Origin of the sequence: Marivita hallyeonensis (assembly GCF_900129875.1) — a bacterium.
Classification (GTDB): Bacteria; Pseudomonadota; Alphaproteobacteria; order Rhodobacterales; family Rhodobacteraceae; genus Marivita; species Marivita hallyeonensis.
In genome coordinates this window covers 400,913-424,144 of sequence record NZ_FQXC01000004.1, presented here as the reverse complement: position 1 = coordinate 424,144, position 23,232 = coordinate 400,913, and the positions used below count along the sequence as shown (strand labels likewise).

Genomic DNA, 23,232 nt, shown 5'->3' with positions numbered 1-23,232 from the left:
CGGGTTGTCATGCGCAGGATTCCGCACCGCAGCACCTCATCGATCTGCGCGCAGCATACGAGTGCGGCGCAGCCTGACAAGGTGCATTTACAGCGCAGGTGTCAGCCTTCGATGCGGGTCAAATCGGCAACCTGAAGGCACTGCGTGCGTACCTGATTGAGAAGGTTGAGCCTGTTGCGCCGCAAGACGTCGCTTTCGGCGTTGACCTGCACCGCTTCAAAGAACGCATCCACCGGACCGCGCAGTGCCGCCATCGCACTCATCGCTGCGGCGAAGTCCTGCTTTGCCATCGCTGGCGTGATCTTCGCTTCGGCTTCTTTCAAAGCGTCGAACAGGGCGGTTTCGGTCGGATCCTCGGCGAATTTCGGGTCTGCGCCGAACGAGTATTCAACACCGTCCTTTTCCTCGGCCTGCGTCAGGATGTTGTTGGCGCGCTTGAATCCCTGGACAAGATTCTCGCCATCTTCGGTGCTCAGCACATCCTGAAGCGCCCGCGCCCGTGCGACCAGCAGGGCCAGGTCGTCCTTGCCTTCCATCGCAATACAGGCGTCGATCACGTCGTGCCGCACGCCCTGATCGCGCAGATAGACCTTCAACCGGTCATGGATAAAGGCCAACAGGTCGTCAGACGCATCGGGCAGGGCGCCTTGCATGGCCTCAAGCCCCTCTGACGCTTCACCGCCCCGCGCTTCCTTGAGCATCCGGTACGCGGCACCGAACACACCGTGTTTGGCAATCGCTTCGATGATTTCCTCGACCTCGTCGTCACTCATCGCGTCAATGATGTTGCCCTTGTGCCGGACGAGTTGCGCATCGACGAACCGGTCCAGCGACATCGAAAGGTTGTTCTCCAGCACCAGCCGGATCACCCCAAGCGCGGCACGGCGCAGCGCAAACGGGTCTTTCGATCCCGTGGGCTTCTCATCGATGGCCCAGAACCCGGTCAGCGTATCGATCTTGTCGGCCAGTGCTACGGTCACTGACACCGGCGCATGCGGCACCACGTCGGATGGACCAAGCGGTGAGTAATGCTCTTCACAGGCCGCCGCGACGTCCGCAGGCAATCCAGCCGCCTCGCTGTAATAGCGGCCCATAAGCCCCTGCAATTCCGGGAATTCGTACACCATCTCAGAGGACAGATCCGCCTTCGCCACCTGCGCGGCCTGAGCGGCCACCTCCACATCCGCCCCCACCGCCGGGGCCAATTCACGCGCCAGCGCCGCGATCCGGTCGATCCGCGCCTTCTGCGAACCCAGCTTGTTGTGGAAGGTCACGTTCTTCAGCGCCTCCAGCCACGGCGCCATCTTCTCTGACCGTGCAATGCGCAGATCGTTTTCCCAGAAGAATTTCGCATCCGCCAACCGCGCCGACAGAACCTTCTGGTTGCCCGCAAGGATCAGCGCACCGTGGTCCGCGGTCTCCCGGTTCGCCACAGTCACAAACCGCTCGATCTTGCCCGTCTTGGGATTGCGGACCGAAAAGAACTTCTGGTGCTCCTTCATCGAGGTTTGCAGCACCTCCGGCGGCAGGTCGAGATAGTCCGCCCCGATCTCTCCCATCAGCACCACGGGCCATTCCACCAGACCCGCCACTTCGGTCAAAAGACCTTTGTCTTCAACGACGTCCAATCCATTGGCAAAAGCCTGATTGGTGGCGTCATGCCAGATCGCCTCGGCCCGCTCGGCCGCGTCAAGCACCACATAGGCCCGCTTCAGTCGCGCCTCGTACTCGTCAAACGACGACACCTTGAACGCGTCCGGCGCCATGAAGCGATGTCCCTCGGTGGTCCGTCCGGCCTTGATGCCGTCCACGTCCAAGGGGACCACGTCAGACCCATCCTCCGAGGTCAGGACGCAAACGATCCGATGCAACGGGCGCACCCAGCGCAACGACCCGGATCCCCAACGCATCGACTTCGGCCAGGGGAAATTGCGGATCGTCTCTTCCAGCACGTCCGCCACGATCTCGGACGCCATGCGTCCGGGCTTTTCGATCACCGCAAAGAACACGCGACCCTTCTTGTCATCCCGCTCGATCAGGTCGTCCCGCTCCACACCGGCCCCGCGCAAGAACCCCTCGATCGCTTTCTCCGGCGCATCGACGCGCGGACCCTTGCGCTCTTCCTTGATGTCCGGTGACCGATCGGTCAGCCCGTCCACCCGCAATGCCAACCGCCGCGGCGTGGAAAACGCCGCCGCACCGGCATAGGTCAGCCCGGCCTCAACCAGCCCGTGCGTGACCTTCGACTTCAGGTCATCGGCCGCCTTCGCCTGCATCCGCGCAGGGATTTCTTCGGAAAATAGCTCGATCAGAAGGTCGGGCATCAATTGCCTCCAAGGTCTCGTTCAGGGCAATCCTCGCCCAGCGGGCTGCCATCATAGGCCTTGTCCCCGCATTCATTCACTTCGTGCCAGATATACCCGCGCCCGTCCTCGGTGACGGCAACCACCCGGTCGATGCCAAACTCGAGGTTGCGCTGGCTCACGAACACATGCGCCCGGCCATTGCGGATATCCTCGCCAATGGCCTCGGCATCAAAACACTCGAACCACCCGGGCGCGTTGCGCGGCGCGGCGCCGGAATATGCCTCATAGGTGGTCAACAGCGTTGTCAAAGGCGTCGTCGTGGTGAAACACGCCCTGTACCTGATGGGTGAGCTATCCGCGTCAATCGCTTGAAAATCCTCGTAGAAAATCGTCTCGACACCGCCGTTCACCGTGGTCAGCTGTACATCATCCACGCCCGTCGGCGTAACTTCCTCGTAGAAGGCATAGACCTGCAGATAATACATCGCCACGCCCGCGATGAGCGCGCAAACCACGATGACCACGCTGAGAATCTTGCCCGTCATCGCTATTTCCAATCCATGTTGACGACAGGTTGCACCATCTCTGCCGCCCGCGCCCGCAGCGCATCGGTGCGCTCCAGAAGATCGGGAATGCGGCTCTCATGCGTCTCGACGAACAGATGCCCGATCCGCCGCATCACCGGATGATCGAAAAGAACCTCCAACAACGGCACCTCTGCGCCTTCGATATCCATCTTGATGACCGCGATATCGGTCTCAAGCCGCTCCAGAAACGCCGGGAAGTCCACGACAGCCACGTCGATCGCCGACGAAGTATCGACGTTCCGTTTCTGCGCCATCAATGATGACGACTGCGATTGCTCGACCGGATCCGCGTCAAACGACGCCGTCCGGTAAAGCGGAAACGTCCCGTCCTCGGTCCCCGCCGCCGCCTCAACCACCTCGACGTTATCCAGATCGGCCAATGCCTCGCGCAGCTGCGCCGCAGTCCACGGGTCCGGTTCGAACGCGTAAACCTTCGCCGCATGGGCCGCCATCGTCCGGGTGTGCTGGCCCAGATTGGCCCCCAGATCGACGCAAACTTTGCCTGCCGCGCCAGCCAAAGCCTCCCAAAATGCTGCCTCTGCCGCGGGCGCATAAAGCTTGCGCAGCTTGCGGCGGTATTTCAGCCCAAGCTCCCCCGGCAGATGCTGCATCAGGCCATACTTGGCCCGCCGCAGCGGCGTATTTCGATTGGCCTGTGCCATCAGGCCGCATACCCTCCGGCTTCGGTCTGCACGAACGCATCCGCACACAGCTTCGCCAGCGACCGCACGCGCCCGATATAGGCCTGCCGCTCGGTGACCGAGATCACGCCGCGCGCATCCAGCAGGTTGAAGATGTGGGAGGCCTTGATGCACTGGTCATAGGCTGGCAGTGCCATCACGATCCGACGTCCGGTTTTGGGGTCCTCTGCCGGTTGCTCCAGAATGCGGGCGCACTCGGCCTCGGCATCCTTGAAATGCTGGAACAAGACGTCCGTGTCGGCGGTGTCGAAGTTCCACCGCGCATATTGCGCCTCTGCCTCGCGGAACACATCGCCATAGCTCAGGGGGATCGGCGCATCGGGTGCGTTGTAAGGCATGTCCATCACGTGATCGACGCCCAGAATATACATCGCCAGACGTTCAAGACCGTAGGTCAGTTCGCCCGAAACGGGGTGGCAATCATGCCCGCCAACCTGTTGAAAATAGGTGAATTGCGACACTTCCATCCCGTCGCACCACACTTCCCAACCTAGACCCCACGCGCCCAGCGTCGGGCTTTCCCAGTCGTCCTCGACAAAGCGAATGTCGTGCAGGTCCATGTCGATGCCGATGGCCTTCAGCGACCCCAGATACAGGTCCTGAAGGTCCGGCGGCGACGGTTTGATGAGCACCTGATACTGGTAGTAATGCTGCAACCGGTTCGGGCTGTCGCCGTAGCGCCCGTCGGTCGGACGGCGTGACGGCTGCACATAGGCCGCCGACCACGGCATCGTCCCCAATGACCGCAGCGTTGTGGCCGGGTGAAATGTCCCGGCTCCGACCTCAAGGTCATACGGTTGCATCATCGCGCAGCCCTGCGCCGCCCAGTAGCTTTGCAGGCGCAGGATGATGTCCTGAAAACACCGAGGTTTCGTGGCGGTCTGATCCATCGTGGCTTCACCCCAATTGGCACTGGCGCCTGATTAGGCGCATGGCCGACAAAGTTCAATTGCGCGAGAGGTGGTATTTTCGCGTTCCAGAGCCGAAGCAATCTTGCTAGAGCATGGCACCGAGGAAGTTTGTTCGAGCAGGTGGCACGTTTACGATGCGCAACGTTTTGTTTTCCCTGATGGCACTGCTGTTGGTCTGGGTCACCCCGGCCAAAGCACAGGACACGGTCTATATCCAGATCGAAGCACAGCCGACCCTGTCCGTCGCCGAGGATCGTCTGCGCGACTATGCAGCGGTTCTGCCGGACGTGAACGGCTTCGATCTGGGTCGCGGTTGGTACGGGATCGCCCTCGGGCCATACCCGCGCGCCGAAGCCAACGCGCTTCTGCGCAGCTTGCGATCACGCCGCCAGATCCCAAGCGACAGCTACCTTGAAAGCCCGGGCCGCTACGGCCAGCGCATCTGGCCCATCGGGGCGGGCCCCGCGACAACCGCGCCGATCACACCGCAGCCACAAGCCACCGTGGTCGTGCCAGAGCTGCAGCCAGCCGACGAAACCCCCGCCCAGGCACGCGCCTCCGAGGCACAGCTCAACCGAGCCGAACGCGAAGAGCTGCAGATTGCCCTGAAATGGGCGGGCTTCTACAACGCCGCCATCGACGGGGCCTTCGGGCGCGGCACCCGCGCCGCCATGCGCGCATGGCAGCAATCCAACGGGTTCGACGACACTGGTATTCTCACCACTGCTCAACGCGCCGAGCTGTTCCGCCAATACAACGCGGTGCTCGACGGTATGGACATCCAGACCGTCCGCGACACCCGTGCAGGCATCGCCGTGGACCTGCCCTTGGGCGCGGTGCGCTTCGATCGCTACGACAGCCCGTTCGCGCATTTTGCGCCAACCGGTGACGTCGAGAACGCGCAGGTCCTGCTGATCAGCCAGCCCGGCGACCGGGATCGCCTCGCGGGTCTCTACGAGATCATGCAAACGCTCGAAATCGTGCCGCTTGAGGGCGACCGCACGCGCAATCGCGACAGCTTTGTCCTCACCGGTCAAAACAACCGCATCGTGTCGCACACCGAAGTCCGGCTCGCGGACGGGGCCATCAAGGGCTTCACCCTCGTTTGGCCCACAGGCGACGAAGACCGTCGCACCCGTATCCTCGCGGCTATGCAGAAAAGCTTTCAGCCGTTGGAGGGCGTGCTCGATCCGGCCATGATCGCCGAAGACAACCAAAGCGTCGATCTCGTCGCCGGTCTGCAAATCCGTCAGCCGCTGCGCACTGCGTCGGGCTTCTTCGTCGACACGCGGGGCAGGGTGGTCACCACCGACACCGCCGTTGAGAACTGCGGGCGGATCACCCTGAACGACAGCTACGACGCCGAGGTCATGGCCACCGATCCCGCCACCGGCATCGCCATCCTGCAAGCCACCCAACCGCTTGCGCCAACGACCGTGGCACAGTTCCGCGACAGCACCCCGCGCCTGCAGTCCGAGATCGCGGTCTCCGGCTACTCCTTCGGCGGTGTCCTGCCCTCCGCCACCATGACCTTTGGCCGTCTCGCCGATCTGCGGGGCCTGAATGGTGAGGAAACGCTGACCCGCCTCGACATCAGCACGCTCGACGGAGATGCGGGCGGTCCCGTGCTCGACGATCGCGGCGCTGTGCTTGGCATGCTGCTCCCGCGCGACGCCGCGGGCCGTCAGCTTCCCGCCGATGTCAGCTTCGCCACCAAAAGCGACACCGTGCGCGCCGTCCTGCAACGCGCTGGCATCGCCGTGCAGGCCAGCACCACGCTGCCCCGGCTCGACCCGGTGGACCTGACGCAGATGGGCACCGCGATGACGGTTCTCGTCAGCTGCTGGGAGTAGCGTCCCGCCCGAACAATCGCTTCAATGCGCCCCACTGGCTGATGAACAATCCGCTGAGGATCAGCGCCATGGCGAGCAACAGGATCGGTTTGAACGGCTCCCCAAGGATCAAGATCCCAAGCATCACCGACCACATCGGCACCTGGTAGTTCACCAGTGACATGAAGACCGGTCCTGCGCTGCGGATCACGAAGATCCGCAAGAGGTTCGCCCCCGCCGTCGGGATCAATCCGAGGATCGCCACCACCCAAAGCGTCCGCCCGTCCGGCATCACCGGCGCGCCTTCGACAACCACCGCCGCCGGGATGACCAGCAGCGACCCGAACACGAGCGCCAACGCTGCCAGCCCAAACGGGTCCACAGGTGGCAGGCGGCGCACCATGATCGAACTCACCGCATAGCACGTGGCCGCCCCGAGGCAGGCCAGCCGTCCAAACGGCTCCAACGGATCGCCGGTCGACTCGAAAACCTGTCCACCCAAAAGCACGGTGACCCCGGCAAAGCCGATGCCAAAGCCCAGCAGACGCCGCAGCGTCAACCGCTCTCCGGGCACGAAGAGATGCGCCAGCGGCAACACGATCAAGGCCACGGCCGCCATCGACACGCCCGCAAAGCCCGAGGTCACCGTCTGCTGCCCCCAGCTCAAAAGCATGAACGGAATGGCCGAATTGATCACCCCCGCCAGCGCCAGCATGCGCCACGCCGAGACCTCGGTCAGGAACACACGGCCTCCGCGCCAGAGCCAGACAGCGGTCGTCAGCACCGCGGCAAACCCGATCCGCGCCGCCGCCAGCCAGAACGGCGTGATCCCCTCCAGGGCCAGTTCGATGAACAGAAAGGTCGCACCCCAGACAAGCCCAAGGATCGCGACCATGGCCCAGTTCGCGGGCGTGATGTCGGGTTGCGTTTGCATAAATAAGTGGCACCAAGTGTCGGGATGCCCCCAAACGTGGCGCAAATCATTGCAACCGGTCAGAGAGTCCTTAGCTCTGTAGGCAACTGGCACCCGGGCGGCAACACCCGCGCCAGATGCAAGACCCCGAGGAGGACCCCATGGACGCGTTTTTCATTCTGCCCATCGCCATTCTGATCGCCCTGTTGGCCTGGTGTGTGATCCAGTTGAAAGACGACATGTAACCTGTTCCAAGTGCGCCCGGCCGCGAAGTGCCGAGGCGTCATAATTGCATCTGCCGCCTGTCCCTGTGACACTCTTTCGGGGAGGCGCAGACATGGATCAGGCAGACGCTATCATCGTGGGTGCGGGACTCGCGGGTCTCGTCGCGGCGCACGAACTCGCTGACCGGGGCAAGACGGTTATCCTTGTCGATCAGGAAGGCCCGCAGAACCTTGGCGGTCAGGCGCACTGGTCGCTTGGCGGCCTCTTCATGGTCGACACCCCCGAGCAGCGCCGCATGGGCATCCGCGACAGCCGCGCGCTGGCCGCGAATGACTGGATGGGCTCCGCCCAGTTCGACCGCCCAGAGGACGACCTGCCGCGCCAGTGGGCCGAAGCCTATCTCGACTTCGCCAGCACAGAGATGCGACCGTGGCTGCACGGCCTCGGCATGCGCTGGTTCCCGGTGGTCGGCTGGGCCGAACGCGGCGGCGGTTTCGCCAACGGTCACGGCAATTCCGTCCCGCGCTTTCACATCACCTGGGGCACTGGCCCCGGTGTCCTCGCCCCGTTCATTGCACGCTGCAAGGCGCACGAGACGACGGGTCGTATCTCGTTCAGCTTCCGCCATCGGGTCGACCGGATCGAGATGGCGAACGGCGCCGCCACAGGCGTTTCCGGCACGATCCTTGCAGATGACCCGGCAGAGCAGGGGGCAGAGACCAACCGCACCCCCGTTGGCGATTTCACCCTCACCGCCCCAAGCGTGATCGTCACCTCAGGCGGCATCGGCGGCAATTTCGACCTTGTCCGCAAACACTGGCCCACCGACCGCCTCGGCCCCCCACCGAAACAGATGCTCTCGGGCGTCCCCGCGCATGTCGATGGCCGCATGCTCGACATCGCCGAAGCGACCGGCGCCCAGACCATCAACAAGGACCGCCTCTGGTTCTACACCGAAGGGGTGAAAAACTGGGCCCCGATCTGGCCCGCCCATGGCATCCGCATCCTGCCGGGGCCAAGCTCCATGTGGTTTGACGCAAAAGGCAACCGCTTCCCGCCCCCCGCACTGCCCGGGTTCGACAGCCTCGGCACGTTCAAGCTGATCCTCGACACGGGCTTCGATTACAGCTGGTTCATCCTCACCCAGAAGATCATCAAGAAGGAATTCGCGCTCTCCGGCTCCGAACAGAACCCCGATTTCACCTCCGGCAAGTGGATCGAAGTTCTCCGTCAGCGCATCCTGTCCGGATCCCGCGCCACCGACCCGGTGGAGGCCTTCAAGGAACGCGGTGAGGATTTCGTCGTCGCAAATGACCTCACCACTCTCACCCGAGGGATGAACCAGATCGCAGGTGGCAACCTCATAGACGAGGCTCAGCTGCGCGCCCAGATCGAAGCGCGCGACGCGCAGATCGACAACCCGTTCTCCAAGGACGCCCAGATCATGGCGATCCACGCCGCCCGCAACTACCGCGGTGACCGCCTGATCCGCACCGCGAAACCGCACAAGATCCTCGACCCCGCAAACGGTCCTCTGATCGCGGTGAAACTCAACCTGCTCACCCGCAAATCGCTCGGTGGTCTGCACACCAACCTGCAAAGCCAGATGCTCGACGTGCAAGGTCAGCCCATCCCCGGCCTCTTCGCCGCGGGCGAGGTCGCGGGGTTCGGCGGTGGCGGCTACCATGGCTACAACGCCCTCGAAGGCACCTTCCTCGGCGGCTGCCTCTTCTCGGGTCGCGCTGCAGGGCGCAGCGACAGGATCGCCTGACCCGGCATTTCTTCCGGCCAGAAATATCTCGGGGGGTGTGGGGGGCAGAGCCCCCCACGGATCGGATGGGCGCAGCCCATGCGACACGAAAAAAGGGCGGCCCCTCGCGACCGCCCCCAGAGCATGAAATGCTGATCTTTGCCGATCAGTTCTTCTCTTTATCCACCATCTTGCCCGCCGAGATCCACGGCATCATGCCGCGCAGCGTCTCGCCCGTCGCTTCGATCTGATGCTCGTCATTGATGCGGCGCGTGGCCTTGAACATCGGCTGACCAACCGCGTTTTCCTGCATGAAGTCGCGCACGAATTTGCCGGTCTGGATGTCGGTCAGAACCTCTTTCATCCGCTTTTTCGTCTCGTCATAGGGCAGGATGCGCGGGCCGCTGACATACTCGCCATATTCCGCCGTGTTCGAGATCGAATAGTTCATGTTCGCGATGCCGCCTTCGTAGATCAGGTCTACGATCAGCTTCACCTCGTGCAGACACTCGAAATACGCCATCTCCGGCTCGTAACCGGCCTCGACCAGCGTCTCAAAGCCCATGCGGATAAGCTCGACCAGACCGCCGCAGAGAACGGCCTGCTCACCAAAGAGGTCGGTTTCGCACTCTTCGCGGAAGTTGGTCTCGATGATGCCCGACCGGCCGCCACCGATGGCCGAGCAATAGCTCAAACCGATTTCCAGCGCGCGACCCGAGGCATCGTTGTGCACGGCCACGAGGCACGGCACACCGCCGCCTTTGGAATATTCGCCGCGCACCGTGTGGCCCGGGCCTTTGGGCGCCATCATGATGACGTCGACCCCCGGCTTCGGCTCGATCAGCCCGAAATGCACGTTCAGACCGTGGGCAAAAGCAATCGCCGCGCCTTCTTTCAGGTTGTCATGCACGTATTTCTTGTAGGTCTCCGCCTGCAATTCGTCGGGCATGGTGAACATGATCAGGTCACACCACGCCGCTGCTTCGGCGATGCCCATGACCTCCAGACCTTCGCCTTGCGCCTTCTTGGCCGACGGCGACCCGTCGCGCAACGCCACGACGACGTTCTTCGCGCCCGAGTCGCGCAGGTTCAGCGCGTGGGCGTGGCCCTGGGACCCGTAGCCCAGAATCGCCACCTTCATGTCTTTGATCAGATTGATGTCGCAATCGCGGTCGTAATATACGCGCATGGTCTTCCCCTTGGTCGGATTTCGATTGCCGCGCAGACTACAGGGAATCGACAGAGCTTGGCGGCGAACCACAGATGGTTTCCCATATTTTCGGGGATTTCATTCGCGTGCCTCGCATGTTACGCCGAATTCATGCTCGATCCCACCGATCTCCGAATCCTGCGCCAGTTTCAGGCCGCGCCCGATCTGCCCACCGCAGATCTCGCCGACAGGGCAGGGGTGACGCCCACAACACTAGCGCGACGTCTCGACAAGATGCGCGCAGCTGGTGTGATCCGCGCCGTGCGCTCGGTCATCAATTGGCCCTCCCTTGGATACACGGTCGAGGTGTCTCTGCGCGTGCAACTCGACAAAACCCAACCGCGCGCATTCGACGAATTCCTCGCGCAGGCGCGCAAAATCCCCGAAGTGATCGAGGCGCAAACCTTCCTCGGCCAGGTAGACGCGCGCCTTTCGGTCATTGCCCGCGACATGCCGCATTACCAGGAAGTGTACCGGGACAAGCTCCTGACCCTGCCGCATATCGCAGATATCGAAGCGCTCATGCACGTCTCCCGCGTCAAGTTCGACGAGACACTGCCGCTATGATCGACCTCGACGATACCGACCGCGCCATGATCCGCGCCGTGGCCGCCGATGCGCTCCTCTCTGCGGGCGCACTGGGGCGCCAGCTTGGCCTGAGCCAGCCCGCTGCATGGCGCCGCCTCAAGCGCCTCAAGGACGCGGGCATTTTCCGCGGCCAACGCCTCGATCTGGACCGCGAAGCGCTCGGCTTCTCGGTCACCGTCTTCCTTGGCGTCAAACTCGCCACAAAGGGCCGCGTCAGCCTCGAAGACTTCGAACGCGCCGTGACCGCCATCCCCGAAGTGCAAACCGTCGAACACGTACTCGGGGCCTACGACTACCGCCTTCGCGTGGTCGCCCGCGATATCGCCGATTTCGAACGAGTCCTCCGCCGCCGCATCATGACGCTGCCGGGCGTCGGCAATATCGACGCCAACGTGCTGCTCTCCGAAGAACGCCTGCCGGGTCCGATCGGCTGACTGACAGGTCCGACCTAAGCCGCCACCGTCAATAGCGCCTTCGCCTCGTGCCGCTTCAGCGTGTACCGCGCCATGGGACCGGGGCAGACTGCGCCGCTCACATCCGGCAACAAGCCGAGGATCTCGTCCCGATCCTCTTCTGCAATGCTCTGCATCGCCACTTGCCCGGGATAAAGCGTCTCGGAGGCACAGCCTTCGGCGAACACCAACTGATGACCGTGGCAAAGGAAATGCCAGTACTCCACCATCTCGCGCGGCTCTTCGAAGATACGCTCCCCGTCGACCAGATGCTTGGCCGCCACCAAGACCTCCGGCTCTCCGAACAAAAGCTCCGCCACGGTGCCGCGCACCAGCATCCGGTGATTGGGCGACACCCAAAGATCGCGCACATTACCCAACGCGCCCGCACGGATCCGGATAGGAGTGTTCACTCCGGTGCCCGGAACGCGCACATGCCCGATCCAGGTGATGTCCTGCGCGCCAGCGTCCAGCGTCGTCACCGCATCGCCTTCGCGCAGCGTCTCGATAAAACGTGGTCCGTCCGGCGTCTCGATCAGCGTCCCCCGGGCAAAGCAGATCACCAGAAGCCCGTCCGCGATGGTCGAAGAAAACGCGCCATCCGCCGCTTCTTCCCCGGTGATCTGTCCGTCATCGTTGATGTCGATGTCTTCGTTTGTAGGGACTTCCAGCGGCCCGGTGGTCGAGGCAAGCGTGCCCAGAATGTCCACCCCCGCAATCGCTGCCAACTCGCCCAGAACCGGCGCACCCGCATCGGTCGAGGTCAGCCCGGACGCGTCGAACTCGATATACCGGTCGCCCATGTTGTTGCGACCGTCATCGATGTCGCCCGAGCCGGTATAGGTGTATTTGGCGATGTCGTTGTAATAGTCGGACGCGTTGTCATAGACGATGATCTGCGTGACGACCGAGTTATCGGTCAGCACCCCGTTGACCGTTACATTGTCGACGACAAACGCAACGATATCATTGCTGTCCCACACCGCATCGCCATCATGCAGCATGAATTCCCCGCCATTTGAGGCGTTGGAATTCGACTGCGGATTCCCCACGATACTGAACCCGTTCAAAAGAAGGGTGGTGGTCGCCATACTGCTCTACCCGGGAGGATCTGTGCCTCCGCTCGTTTTTCGAGACGTTAACCGTTCGTTAACAAAAGGGAAAGCACGCTCGCAAAAACATCCAAGGCTGTGATATTTCGGGCAAAATGCGCAGCGTGGCTGCCACGGGCGTCCGGCGCGGCGCGATTTCCGAAACGCGGCGCATCGCGCGCATCGGCGACCCGCGTGCTGCGATTTCGGGTGCCGTATACCGAAGTAGACTTTGCCTTCCCGTCAGCGCCGCGCTACCCCGGTGCGCGAAAACATGGGAGGGAACCCCCAATGGCATTGCTCGATACCGTCGACCCCACGGGTCTCGAAGAATTCTCGGTCGTCTTCACCGACCGGTCACTGAACCACATGTCCAAGGCGTTTCAGCAGGTGATGACCGACATCTCGTCGATGCTGAAAGAAGTCTACAACGCCGACGCTGTCGTGCTTGTCCCCGGCGGTGGCAGTTACGGGATGGAGGCCGTCGCACGTCAGTTCGGGCAGGGCGCCAAGAGCCTCATCGTCCGCAATGGCTGGTTCTCCTACCGCTGGTCCCAGATCTTCGACGCGGGCCAGTTCGGCGGTGAGACCATCGTGATGAAGGCCCGCCAGACCGGCAACGAGGCCACAGCGCCCTTCGCCCCTGCGCCCATCGAAGACGTCACCGCCCGCATCCGCGAGGAAAAACCCGACATCGTCTTCGCCCCGCACGTGGAAACCAGCGCGGGCATCATCCTGCCGGATCACTACGTGAAAGCCCTGGCCGACGCCGCGCACGAGGTCGGCGGGCTCATGGTGCTCGACTGCATCGCCTCGGGCTGCGCCTGGGTCGATATGAAAGCCACGGGCGTCGACGTGCTCATCTCCGCCCCGCAGAAAGGCTGGTCCTCGACCCCGTCAGCCGGACTGGTGATGCTGTCGGACCGGGCGGTCGCGCGCATGGAGGACACCACCTCCAACAGCTTCGTCACCGACCTCAAGAAATGGCACCAGATCATGCAGGCCTACGAGGGCGGCGGCCACGCCTACCACGCCACCATGCCCACCGACGGCCTCAAGGCCTTCCGCGACACGATGCTCGAGACGCGCGAGTACGGCTTCGACAAGCTCAAGGACCAGCAATGGGCCCTCGGCAACGCCGTCCGCGCGCATCTCAAGTCCAAAGGCATCAAATCCGTCGCCGCCGACGGCTACGGCGCACCCGGCGTCGTCGTCAGCTACACAAGCGACCCCGAAATCCAATCCGGCCGCGCCTTCGCCGCCAAAGGTATGCAAATCGCCGCCGGAGTCCCCCTCCAATGCGACGAACCCCCCGAATTCAGCACGTTCCGACTGGGGCTGTTCGGGTTGGATAAGCTCTACGACGTGGACGGCACGGTCGAGCGCTTAAAGCGCGTGGTGGACGAGGTTTTGTGATCGGTATGTCGCCGGTTTGAAAAGTGACGAAGCCCGAGACGGCAAACCACCGTCGGCGTCTTCTTTTCAAAGATGTCCTGACACACCATGCATCAAAAGGGTAGGGTGGGTTTTCAACCCACCACCCGTTGACCGGGCGTCAGCCCGGCGCATGCCGGCTCAAAAACACGCCCATTACCTAATGTGATAACCCAAGCATCGTCTGACCCGCGCGGAATAGCACCGAAGGTGCCCGCGCGATGGCCAGACCGCCCGCAAGGGCTGGCCATTTTGGCGGTCCCTCGCGCAAAGCTCCGATCTTTCGCGGATGTGGCGACCATAAAGCGCGCCGATCACCGGTCAGATGGCCATCCCGCGGTCTGGCCACCGCACCCACGATGCCACGCCGCAGCACGTAGTCCGGGCTTCAGCCCGGCACCGCCGTAGAATGTGGAGGCCACAGCACAGCGTCCCAATGGTGAGGTCGATGTGGTTTTGTAGAAGGCTCCAATGGTAAATCATATTTACAAAAGTGTTGAGATGACAAGCCTTTGGCTGCAAACAAACAAGGGCTATGCGCCTTTCGGCCCAAACCTGCCGTTGACCCGACATACCGATTGCCGCGGTGCGGCTCGTCAAACCTGATGGGGTGGATGGCTCCTGCTCCAACCGGCGTCGCAATGCGCCATAATGCAGTTGTCATAACTGCTATTAGAGGAGCCACCCAATGCAGGTTACAACAATTGGCATAGATCTCGCCAAGAACATCTTTCAGGTCCATGGCATCGCTGAAAGTGGCGATGTTGTTTTCAATCGCGCGATAAGGCGGGCGCAGCTTTTGGCTTTCTTTGAAAACCTTCCAGCTTGTTTGGTAGGAATGGAAGCTTGCAGTTCGAGCCACTAATGGGCGCGCCAATTGAGCGCACTCGGGCATGACGTCCGTTTGATCCCGGCCAATTACGTGAAGCCTTACGTCAAGCGCGGCAAATCTGATGCCGCCGATGCCGAAGCGATCTGCGAAGCCGTGACACGCCCGACCATGCGGTTTGTTGCGATCAAAACGGAAGAGCAACAAAGCGTTCTGTTCCTTCATCGCGCGCGTGATCTCATCGTTCGCCAACGCACTCAGATCAGCAATTTGTTGCGCGGTCTGCTCGCCGAATTTGGAATTGTGATTGCCCAAGGAATTGGCAGCGCGGTGAAATTCGCAAAAGATGTGTTGGACAACGACCCCCCAGATATTCCCGAAGTTGCAGTTGATGTGCTGACAAATTTGAGCAATCAGCTCGTGGCTTTGCACTTGCGGATCCGTTGGTACGAAATGCGTATGCGTCTTCAGGCAAAGCAAGATCCGCATGTGGCCCTGCTTCGAACTATACCGGGCGTCGGACCGGTGACAGCTTCCGCCATAGCAGCAACGATCGGCGATGCGCGCCAGTTCAAGAACGGTCGCGAGTTCGCAGCTTGGCTTGGTCTGACGCCGCTGAACCGATCCAGCGGTGGCAAAGAAAGACTGGGCAGGATCTCGAAGATGGGTGATCGATATCTTCGACGCCTATTGGTCACAGGAATGACAGCTCGGCTGCGACAGATGAAGGTGAATCCAGATCGTGTCGACCCATGGGCCATCGGACTGCTTGAACGCAAGCCAACCAGGCTCGCGACCGTGGCGATGGCCAACAAAACCGCACGGATCATATGGGCCGTTTTGACGAGGAACGAATACTATCGCCCACACTACGCCTGAAGCAAAGGAACAAAAACGAGATAGCAAGACCAACGAGTTGATGGCGCACAGTCAGCCCGCCAACCAAGACACCCCGTCGAATGTCCGGGACACAGTGTTGTCCGCGAACCTGTATGGGACTTGGCCTGCGGAAACCATCAGGGCCAGCGGCCACATGTGCCGCGCAAACAGGCCGGACACATGTCTGCTTCTGACCAGTGCGAACGCATTCAAATACGTCTTGCTATGCAGGAGCAATCCACACAGGACTTTCGCTGCGACTGCGAGACTTGGATGTTGTTTGTGCGCGTACGTCGGACGGCTTCGAGGTCCAAGCCAAAGCAAACGGCTGTTGCATTACGGCACGATACAGACGGTGCCAGCCTTTGGTCGGCCCACACAACTTGCCAGCGGACGCCTCCCAGATCTTTTGAACTATTGTTCCGAGCAAAGCATTCCTCGTCTTCAGCACCACTGGTTCTTGTTTGATGGTTTCACCAAATCGTCAAGGAAGCCGCACGTTCAGCACTTCGCTCAGAAGCAGCGAGAACCCCAGCACCAGAACGACGCCGGCCGCGGCATGAACAAGGATCGATGTCTTTGACATCGGTTCGCGGCGTGTGATCACCGCGACCGCAAACACAGCCATGCTAGACGTGGGCACAAAACCGAAGCGATCAGGTGACAGCGCCCAAACCAACATGGTCGCGGCGAAGAGCCCGGCTCTAAAGTGGTCAATCTTCTCGTTTGCCACTGTATCAGCGCTCGGCCGCAGGATGATCTGCACCAACACCCCCAAACCAGCAGAAATCGCAATCAGGCTGGCAGTGGTCGGAAAGACGCGTCCCAGTTCGGACATGCTGTTTGTCTGTGAGATTGCAAAGGCCCCCAGACCGATGCTGAGGACGGCAACGAGGGCCTGACGCCACTGGTTCACAATCCGAGTCATGTTGAACACTCCAGACGAGTCTTTCGTTTGAAGACGCCGGAAGAGGCAAGCGTCAACACTGTGAGCGCCATGATCGCAAGGGAAATCGGTTGGCCGAAAAACATGCCAAAGCGATCCCCTTGTGCCCCGCCGATCAGCCAGCCTTGCACAAAACCAGCTTCCGCAATAGGCCCGAGGATCAATCCCAAAACGATGGGCGACGCCTCAATGCCGATACGCGCAAGAAGCCAGCCGATGATACCAAGCGACACCATGATCAACACATGGAAGGTGTTTGCCTCAATGGCAAAGGAACCCACAATCGTCAGAAAAGCGATGGCAGGCGCCAGCGCGGTTTTGGGCACCGAGACGATCAACCGATACGCATAGCGCCCGATGATCAGTCCGGTTGGCAGCATCAGGAGTGTGGCTATCAGGAGCCCGAAGGTGAACGTAAATACGATGTCAGCTTGCTGGGTAAAGAGTTGCGGGCCGGTGCGGATCCCCTGCACCAGAAGCGCGCCGAGGATGATGGCGTCAGGCGGTGTGCCGGGAATGCCTAGCACAAGCGTTGGAATAAACCCGCCGCCCACGGTGGCGGAGTTTGATGCCTCGGACGCAATCACCCCGTCATGTGCACCTTTACCGAACTGTTCTGGTGTTTTGGCAGTCCTGCGGGCCTCGGAGTAAGCCACAAGTCCGGCTACTGAGCCGCCTGCCGCCGGGATGATGCCGACGCCGGTTCCGATCATCGCCGAGCGGATCACATTGAACTTCGAGCGCCACATCAGACTGAGCGCCTCGGTCAGGCGGAACCCGCGCATCTGTTCGGCGCGGCGTTCCAAATGCGCTTCGGGGCGGATCACCATATCGATCAACACCGGCACGCAGTAGAGGCCGATCAAGGCGGGAATAACCGGAATGCCGCCCAGAAGGGAGGTCAGGCCGAACGTATATCGGACATCCCCGCCAACCACCGCCGACCCAACACAGGAAAGAAGCAGACCTATCCCCCCACCGATCAATCCGAGCAAGGTTGCTCCACGAGACAGTGTCGCAATAAGCGACAACCCAAAGATCGCCAGCCAGAAATACTCCACTGGCCCGAAAGACAGTGCGATTTGCGACAGGGGTGGCGCGAGGAACAAAAGGGCGAGTGCCCCTACAATACCACCTGCAACCGAACCAAGACAGGAGAGTGTTACGGCGAGGTCACCGTCTCCGCGTTTGGCCATGGGGAACCCGTCCATTGAGGTCGCGATAGCAGCGGGGGTACCTGGTGTGTTTACCAAAATGGCCGAGTAAGCACCGCCATATATTGCACCGGTGTAGATCGCACCCAACACGATCAAGCCAGAGCTTGGGTCCATCGTGAATGTAAATGGCACCAGAACGGCGACCGCCATGGTCGCCGAAAGTCCGGGCAACGCGCCGATGATGGTTCCTCCGATCACGCCAAGAAACGCAAGGAGGAGGTTTTCCAGCGACAAGGCTGAAAGTAAGGCGTCCAACATGGCGCGCTGCTCCGGGATGTGAAATTAGTTGCCTTTCAGGGTCTCAATGCCAGACGCGTAGTCGGCCTGGCGTTCAGCAATCCAGGCACCCATCTCGGAGTTTGGAACATCGACCAGGACATAGCCATTTTCCTGCATCTGGGCCTGGAATTCGGGAATGTCGTTGATTTGAGCAATCACAACAGACAGCGCATTGCGGACATCATCTGGCGTTCCCGCGGGAACCGTCACACCACGATAGGCACCGGCAACGTAATCAAAGCCCAGTTCCTTGAAGGTTGGTACATCTGGAAAGATGTCGAGCCGCTCTTCTGTGGCAATGGCCAGCACACGCACTTGATCTCCGGCTTTGACCCCTTGCGTTGTATATGTCATGCCCGCACCGATCTGGCCGCCAAGAACGGCCGCCATGGCAGGCGCTGACCCGCCGAACGGCACATAGGTTACCTTCACGTCAGCCATCTGACCAAAGCGCACAGCCGCGAGATGGTTGGCCGAATTGGTGCCGGAACCGCCGAAGGTCAGCGCGCCCGGGTTCTCGGTTGCGAAATTGATGAGGTCTTGCAGCGTCTGATATGGGCTGTCGGCGCGTACCACGATGGCGTCCGGTGTGTAGTGGAACACGTAAACCGGTGTGACATCCCCGGTCTGATATCCGACATCTTTGATCGAAGGTTGTAGGATCGCATGTGGGAAGTTGACGTTCATGATCGTGTAGCCGTCGGCGTCAAATCCACCCAGCTGGGACCAAGCTGTGGCTCCCCCTGCTCCCGGCTTGTAAGAAATGACAACATCCTGTCCGGTCACATCGCTCCAGAACTTCTCTTGAAAGCGAGCAGTGACGTCAGACTCCCCGCCAGGATTGTAGGGAATAATGTAGTCAATTGCCTTGGATGGGTAGTCATCGGCATGCAGAGCACTGGCTGCGAGCGAAAGTGAAACGGCCGCAAAAGCCGTGGTCAAAAAAACGGTTCATGGTTGTCCTCCCTAGTAGTCGAAAACTCTCGACATTGGATTGGGAGGTTAGACATGCTTGCCATTTCGATTTAGATGAAATCAGTTATAAATATTTCTTCTCACCCCAGATCGAACGTCAATACATGGAACTCAAACAGCTCAGGATCTTTCTTGCGGTTGCCGAAGAGCTGCACTTTGGCCGGGCATCGGAGAAGCTTCATATGGCCCAGCCAGCCCTTTCTGCGCAAGTCCGCAGTCTTGAGGGCAGATTGGGCGTCAAACTGTTCGAACGTACAACACGAACGGTCAGCCTGACCCGTGCTGGCGAGGTTTTCTTACCAGAAGCAAAGGCCACAATTGCCCAAGCCGAAGCCGCGGAAGCGGCCGCACGAGCAATTGGTGGCGACAGTGGAGAGCTCCTGAAAATCGGCGGAGTTGATTCCGCAACCGCTGGTATCCTGCCACAGGTGATCCGCGCATTCCGACGTTCCCACAATAATATTGAAGTTAAAGTCTTCGAAATGTTGTCAGCACCTGCTCTGCATGGCTTGGCCAACCATTCCCTAGATGTTGGCTTTGTCCGCGTTCCACCAAAAGAAGACTTCTTGGACCACAAGTTCGTGTTTAGCGAACCGGTGATTGTTGCTCTGCCTGCCGACCATCCCGCCGCAGGCGGAAAAGAAGTGCCACTAGAAGTGGTGGCCTCTGAGCCGCTCGTCATTCCAGCCCGCTCGCACAGGCCAATCTTGTTTGATGTTATTCAGAATCACTTTGAGGTTGCAGGCCTAACCCCTCGCATTCTTCAGGAGGCAAACGAACGACACATGATCATTGCCATGGTCGCAGCCGGTTTGGGAGTGTCACTTGTTCCTCATTGGGTCAGCCAGTTCCAACGGCGCGACATCGTCTACCGCCCCCTCGAAGGTGGCGGCCCAATGGTGGATGTCCATGTGGCATGGCGGAAGGGCGAAACACTGACCGCAGTGGACCAATTCTTGGCTTGTTTGCCTGAGGATGTCTCATTGATAAGAGATTACACTTAATATTTACGTCTGGACTTTGTTCGGCCTCATGCTGCTGATATCAGTATGTTTGAAGACTTCCGAAAATTCCGGATCGCCACGGTGGGTGCCGAAATCGCCGGCGTCACTGGCGGTTCAGGTCCTCCCCTTCTGTTGTTGCATGGGTACCCACAAACCCATGTAATGTGGCACAAGGTGGCGCCTGTCCTGGCACAAGACTTTACAGTGATCGCGGCGGACCTGCGTGGTTACGGCGCCTCCTCGAAACCAAAAACAGATGCCAATCATGCTCCGTATTCCAAGCGGGAAATGGCTGCGGACATGGTACAGGTCATGTCCGAGCTGGGGCACGACAGGTTTTTGCTGTGCGGTCATGACCGCGGCGGACGCGTCGCTCATCGCCTTGCAGCTGACCATAGCGAGCGGGTGCTGAAGCTCGCGGTGTTGGACATTGCACCGACGCGCGAAATGTATCGCAATACGACGGAGGGATTCGCGCATGCGTATTGGCATTGGTTCTGGCTGACCTTGCCGGCCCCTTTGCCGGAACGGATGATTGGCGCAGATCCGGAAGCCTTCCTTACATATAAATGTGGACATGGGTCTGCAGGTCTTGAACCTTTCACGGACGATGCTTGGGAAGCCTATCTCGCTGCCATTCACACGCCTTCGACCGTTCATGCGATGTGTGAGGATTACCGAGCTGCGGCAAGCATCGATATCGAACATGACAATGCGGACGACGACCGCAAACTGGACATGCCAGTGCTCGCGCTCTGGGGGGCGCATGGAGTGATCGAGCGGTATTTCAACTGCGTGGCCCTGTGGCGCAAACGCGCCACAAATGTGCGTGGACGTAGTTTGCCTGGAGGACACTACCTCGCTGAAGAATGCCCGGAGCATGTTCAGTCAGAACTCAAATCATTCTTCCTTGAAGGATCGGCACCTTGAACCATCGACGTCACCGCATTGCGACAATCCCCGGCGACGGGATCGGCCACGAGGTCATTGAGGCAGGACAGGAGGTGTTGGAGGCCGCCGCGCGAAAGTTTGGCTTCTCGTTGAACTGGACCGAGTTCGACTGGTCCTGTGATCGTTTCCAGAACACCGGGCAGATGATGCCGGAGGACGGTATAGACCTGGTCCGGGAATATGATGCTATCTACTTGGGTGCCGTCGGCTGGCCAACGGTTCCAGACCACGTTTCCCTTTGGGGTTTGCTTATACCATTGAGGCGCGAACTGGACCTCTATGCCAATGTGCGTCCGGTGAAGCTTTTTGAAGGGGTCAAGTGCCCGCTGGCTGACCGGAAGCCAGAGGATATCGACTTCGTCGTTGTGCGCGAAAATGTCGAAGGAGAGTATTCCAAGATCGGTGGACGGCTCTACGAGGGCACGCCGCAGGAAGCTGCCAATCAAGTTGCTATGTTCACCCGCCACGGGACCGATCGGATCATGGAGGTGGCATTTGATCTTGCCAAGCGCCGGCGAAAGCATGTCACGTCGGCCACCAAATCAAATGGGATCGTCCACACAATGCCCTTCTGGGACGAGCGGTTCAAAGCGGCGACGGCGCGTCACGCCGGGGTCGAAACGGCCGCCTATCACATTGATATCCTTGCGGCGCATTTTGTTCTGCACCCGGACTGGTTCGACGTGGTTGTCGCGTCAAACCTGTTCGGAGACATCCTGTCGGACCTGGGTCCAGCCGTTGCCGGGTCAATCGGGATTGCGCCGTCGGCAAACCTTAACCCTGCAAGAAAGACACCGTCCATGTTCGAACCCGTGCATGGCTCCGCACCGGATATTGCCGGCAAAGGCATCGCCAATCCGGCGGCTGCGATTTGGGCCGGCGCTATGATGCTGGAGCACCTAGGCGAAACCCAAGCCGCTGAGGCCGTGATCAATGCTATGGCCACCACCTTGGCACAGAACGAGACGCGCACTGCCGATCTCGGTGGCACCGAAGACACAAGGCAGTCTGTCGCTGCGGTTCTTGCGGCCTTATAGCTCAACGGCCCATACCGGTCATCCAGCGGCCACCGACGATGCTGCGGTGCGGCCCGCCATACCAGACTTTCGCCGCATTGCAGAAATCGTTGCCTGCTCGAACTGAAGGATTGTGGGACAAATCTGCGGTTGGACGAATGTCGGCTTACGCTTTTTGGTCTTTCTCTTCATGTGAAACGGCAATGGCCACTTCTTCTGAACCCATCTGCGCTTCCGACAACAACCAAGCGATCACAGTTTGCACCACTCGTCTCCGGCCAGTTTCAGGATTTGCAATAATCCAATAGTTGTCGCCCAAATCGAGTTCGACGTCCCCGAACGGTCGAAGAAGCGAAGTATTGGCAAGGCTTTCCTCGGCCAAGCGACCTCGTGCAAGAGCCACGCCCTGGCCCTGTTCAGCAGCTCGCAGGATCAAATCGGAAGACGTCAAACGCGGACCCTTTCGAACGTCCAGTCGCTCCGGGCCGAATTGCCTCCGCCACGTTCCCCAGGACGTTGACGGGTCGCGGTCGTGCAGCAATGGCAGATTCAGCAGTTCGTCAATTTTCGATGGCCTTCCCAGTTTCTCCCAGAGACCTGGAGCCATGACCGGAAACACCCGTTCATCCATCAACGGAATGGGGTCGACGTCCAGCGAAGGTTGTGCACCCATTCGGATGTTCAGATCGGCACCCGTTGCCATTGGGCTCTTGCGGGCCTGATCGACAAGGATCGACACCTCGATTTTCGGGTGGGTATCGGTCAACCGTGGAAGTCGCGAGAGAAGCCATCGCATCGCGAACGAGGGCGTCGTCGCGATGGTAACAGAATTCGCGCTCGAACCTTCGCGTGTGTTCAGAACGGCGGTCTCAAGGTCTCTCATTGCGGACAGCGCGGCTTTGCCGAGCGCCGCACCGTCGGCGGAGAAGACAAGGGCCCTTTGCCCGTCACGCTTCTCGAACAGCGGCACCTCAAGCCACGCCTCCAGATCACGCAACGCACGGCTGACTGCGGAGTGCTGAATCCCGAGAAGACGCCCGGCGGGGCGTATCCCGCCGGTTTCATAAACGGCCGCCAGGGCGCGCAGGAGGGTGAGAGGCAAGTCACGCATGGTGCCTTTAGTAGACCGAAACTGG

General features: G+C 60.6%; 19 protein-coding genes and 1 pseudogene. 9 read left to right on the top strand and 11 right to left on the bottom strand.

The annotated features are described in order from the left end of the window. Positions 1-101 precede the first annotated feature (101 nt). The 4 genes from glyS to BUA42_RS14935 are packed head-to-tail and all read right to left on the bottom strand — an operon-like array spanning position 102 to position 4,484. Positions 102-2,324 carry a glycine--tRNA ligase subunit beta gene (gene glyS, locus BUA42_RS14950; protein ID WP_072779095.1) on the bottom strand — a complete coding sequence of 741 codons (2,223 nt, stop codon included), beginning with the start codon at positions 2,322-2,324 and terminating at the stop codon, positions 102-104. Beyond that, the gene (locus BUA42_RS14945; protein ID WP_072779094.1) at positions 2,324-2,851 is read right to left on the bottom strand and encodes a DUF6446 family protein; all 528 of its coding nucleotides are present in this window, start codon (positions 2,849-2,851) and stop codon (positions 2,324-2,326) included. Before BUA42_RS14945 ends, glyS begins: the two co-directional genes overlap by 1 nt. Positions 2,852-2,853: 2 nt before the next feature. Beyond that, complete coding sequence (locus tag BUA42_RS14940) at positions 2,854-3,555, bottom strand: FkbM family methyltransferase (RefSeq protein ID WP_072779093.1); 702 nt, start codon at positions 3,553-3,555, stop codon at positions 2,854-2,856. Further along, on the bottom strand, positions 3,555-4,484 hold the full coding sequence (locus BUA42_RS14935) for a glycine--tRNA ligase subunit alpha (RefSeq protein ID WP_072779092.1): 930 nt from the start codon (positions 4,482-4,484) through the stop codon (positions 3,555-3,557). Before BUA42_RS14935 ends, BUA42_RS14940 begins: the two co-directional genes overlap by 1 nt. Positions 4,485-4,639: 155 nt before the next feature. On the opposite strand from BUA42_RS14935, the gene BUA42_RS14930 reads away from it, so the two are divergent. Beyond that, complete coding sequence (locus tag BUA42_RS14930) at positions 4,640-6,358, top strand: trypsin-like peptidase domain-containing protein (RefSeq protein ID WP_072779091.1); 1,719 nt, start codon at positions 4,640-4,642, stop codon at positions 6,356-6,358. Here BUA42_RS14930 and BUA42_RS14925 read toward each other — a convergent pair. Continuing rightward, positions 6,342-7,271 (bottom strand): DMT family transporter, encoded by a 930-nt coding sequence (locus tag BUA42_RS14925; RefSeq protein ID WP_072779090.1) that lies wholly within the window; start codon positions 7,269-7,271, stop codon positions 6,342-6,344. The two genes, BUA42_RS14930 and BUA42_RS14925, sit on opposite strands and share 17 nt — an antisense overlap. Before the next feature lie 316 nt (positions 7,272-7,587). Between BUA42_RS14925 and BUA42_RS14920 the strand changes: the two genes are divergently transcribed. After that, the gene (locus BUA42_RS14920; protein WP_072779089.1) at positions 7,588-9,246 is read left to right on the top strand and encodes an FAD-binding dehydrogenase; all 1,659 of its coding nucleotides are present in this window, start codon (positions 7,588-7,590) and stop codon (positions 9,244-9,246) included. A gap of 145 nt (positions 9,247-9,391) precedes the next feature. On the opposite strand, the gene ilvC is transcribed toward BUA42_RS14920, so the two are convergent. Beyond that, complete coding sequence (ilvC, locus tag BUA42_RS14915) at positions 9,392-10,414, bottom strand: ketol-acid reductoisomerase (protein ID WP_072779088.1); 1,023 nt, start codon at positions 10,412-10,414, stop codon at positions 9,392-9,394. A 132-nt stretch (positions 10,415-10,546) separates the two neighbouring features. Here ilvC and BUA42_RS14910 point away from each other — a divergent pair, with 132 nt between their 5' ends. Further along, complete coding sequence (locus tag BUA42_RS14910; protein ID WP_072779087.1) at positions 10,547-11,002, top strand: Lrp/AsnC family transcriptional regulator; 456 nt, start codon at positions 10,547-10,549, stop codon at positions 11,000-11,002. Next, the gene (locus tag BUA42_RS14905; protein WP_072779086.1) at positions 10,999-11,457 is read left to right on the top strand and encodes an Lrp/AsnC family transcriptional regulator; all 459 of its coding nucleotides are present in this window, start codon (positions 10,999-11,001) and stop codon (positions 11,455-11,457) included. Before BUA42_RS14910 ends, BUA42_RS14905 begins: the two co-directional genes overlap by 4 nt. 14 nt (positions 11,458-11,471) lie before the next feature. Here BUA42_RS14905 and BUA42_RS14900 read toward each other — a convergent pair whose 3' ends face one another. Beyond that, entirely contained in the window at positions 11,472-12,566 is a 1,095-nt protein-coding gene (locus tag BUA42_RS14900; protein ID WP_072779085.1) for a Hint domain-containing protein, read from the bottom strand. 291 nt (positions 12,567-12,857) lie between these two features. Between BUA42_RS14900 and BUA42_RS14895 the strand changes: the two genes are divergently transcribed. Both BUA42_RS14895 and BUA42_RS14890 read left to right on the top strand, forming a co-directional pair. Continuing rightward, on the top strand, positions 12,858-13,982 hold the full coding sequence (locus BUA42_RS14895) for an aminotransferase class V-fold PLP-dependent enzyme (RefSeq protein WP_072779084.1): 1,125 nt from the start codon (positions 12,858-12,860) through the stop codon (positions 13,980-13,982). A gap of 706 nt (positions 13,983-14,688) precedes the next feature. Then, positions 14,689-15,708, top strand: a pseudogene (locus BUA42_RS14890) (IS110 family RNA-guided transposase). A 484-nt stretch (positions 15,709-16,192) separates the two neighbouring features. Here the strand turns inward: BUA42_RS14890 and BUA42_RS14885 are convergent. From BUA42_RS14885 to BUA42_RS14875, 3 genes are read right to left on the bottom strand one after another with little or no spacing between them, the layout of a single operon-like run. Further along, positions 16,193-16,636, bottom strand: coding sequence for a tripartite tricarboxylate transporter TctB family protein (locus BUA42_RS14885; protein WP_072779083.1), 444 nt, complete (start codon positions 16,634-16,636; stop codon positions 16,193-16,195). Next, positions 16,633-18,129 (bottom strand): tripartite tricarboxylate transporter permease, encoded by a 1,497-nt coding sequence (locus BUA42_RS14880; protein WP_072779082.1) that lies wholly within the window; start codon positions 18,127-18,129, stop codon positions 16,633-16,635. Before BUA42_RS14880 ends, BUA42_RS14885 begins: the two co-directional genes overlap by 4 nt. Before the next feature lie 24 nt (positions 18,130-18,153). Next, positions 18,154-19,092, bottom strand: a complete 939-nt coding sequence (locus tag BUA42_RS14875) for a Bug family tripartite tricarboxylate transporter substrate binding protein (protein WP_072779081.1) — start codon at positions 19,090-19,092, stop codon at positions 18,154-18,156. Between the two features lie 47 nt (positions 19,093-19,139). On the opposite strand from BUA42_RS14875, the gene BUA42_RS14870 reads away from it, so the two are divergent. From BUA42_RS14870 to BUA42_RS14860, 3 genes are read left to right on the top strand one after another with little or no spacing between them, the layout of a single operon-like run. Beyond that, positions 19,140-20,129, top strand: coding sequence for a LysR substrate-binding domain-containing protein (locus BUA42_RS14870; RefSeq protein ID WP_218588637.1), 990 nt, complete (start codon positions 19,140-19,142; stop codon positions 20,127-20,129). Positions 20,130-20,174: 45 nt separating this feature from the next. Then, positions 20,175-21,059, top strand: a complete 885-nt coding sequence (locus BUA42_RS14865; protein ID WP_072779080.1) for an alpha/beta fold hydrolase — start codon at positions 20,175-20,177, stop codon at positions 21,057-21,059. Further along, complete coding sequence (locus BUA42_RS14860) at positions 21,056-22,117, top strand: tartrate dehydrogenase (protein WP_072779079.1); 1,062 nt, start codon at positions 21,056-21,058, stop codon at positions 22,115-22,117. Before BUA42_RS14865 ends, BUA42_RS14860 begins: the two co-directional genes overlap by 4 nt. Before the next feature lie 145 nt (positions 22,118-22,262). Here BUA42_RS14860 and BUA42_RS14855 read toward each other — a convergent pair whose 3' ends face one another. Next, on the bottom strand, positions 22,263-23,207 hold the full coding sequence (locus tag BUA42_RS14855) for a LysR substrate-binding domain-containing protein (RefSeq protein ID WP_072779078.1): 945 nt from the start codon (positions 23,205-23,207) through the stop codon (positions 22,263-22,265). Positions 23,208-23,232 lie beyond the last annotated feature (25 nt).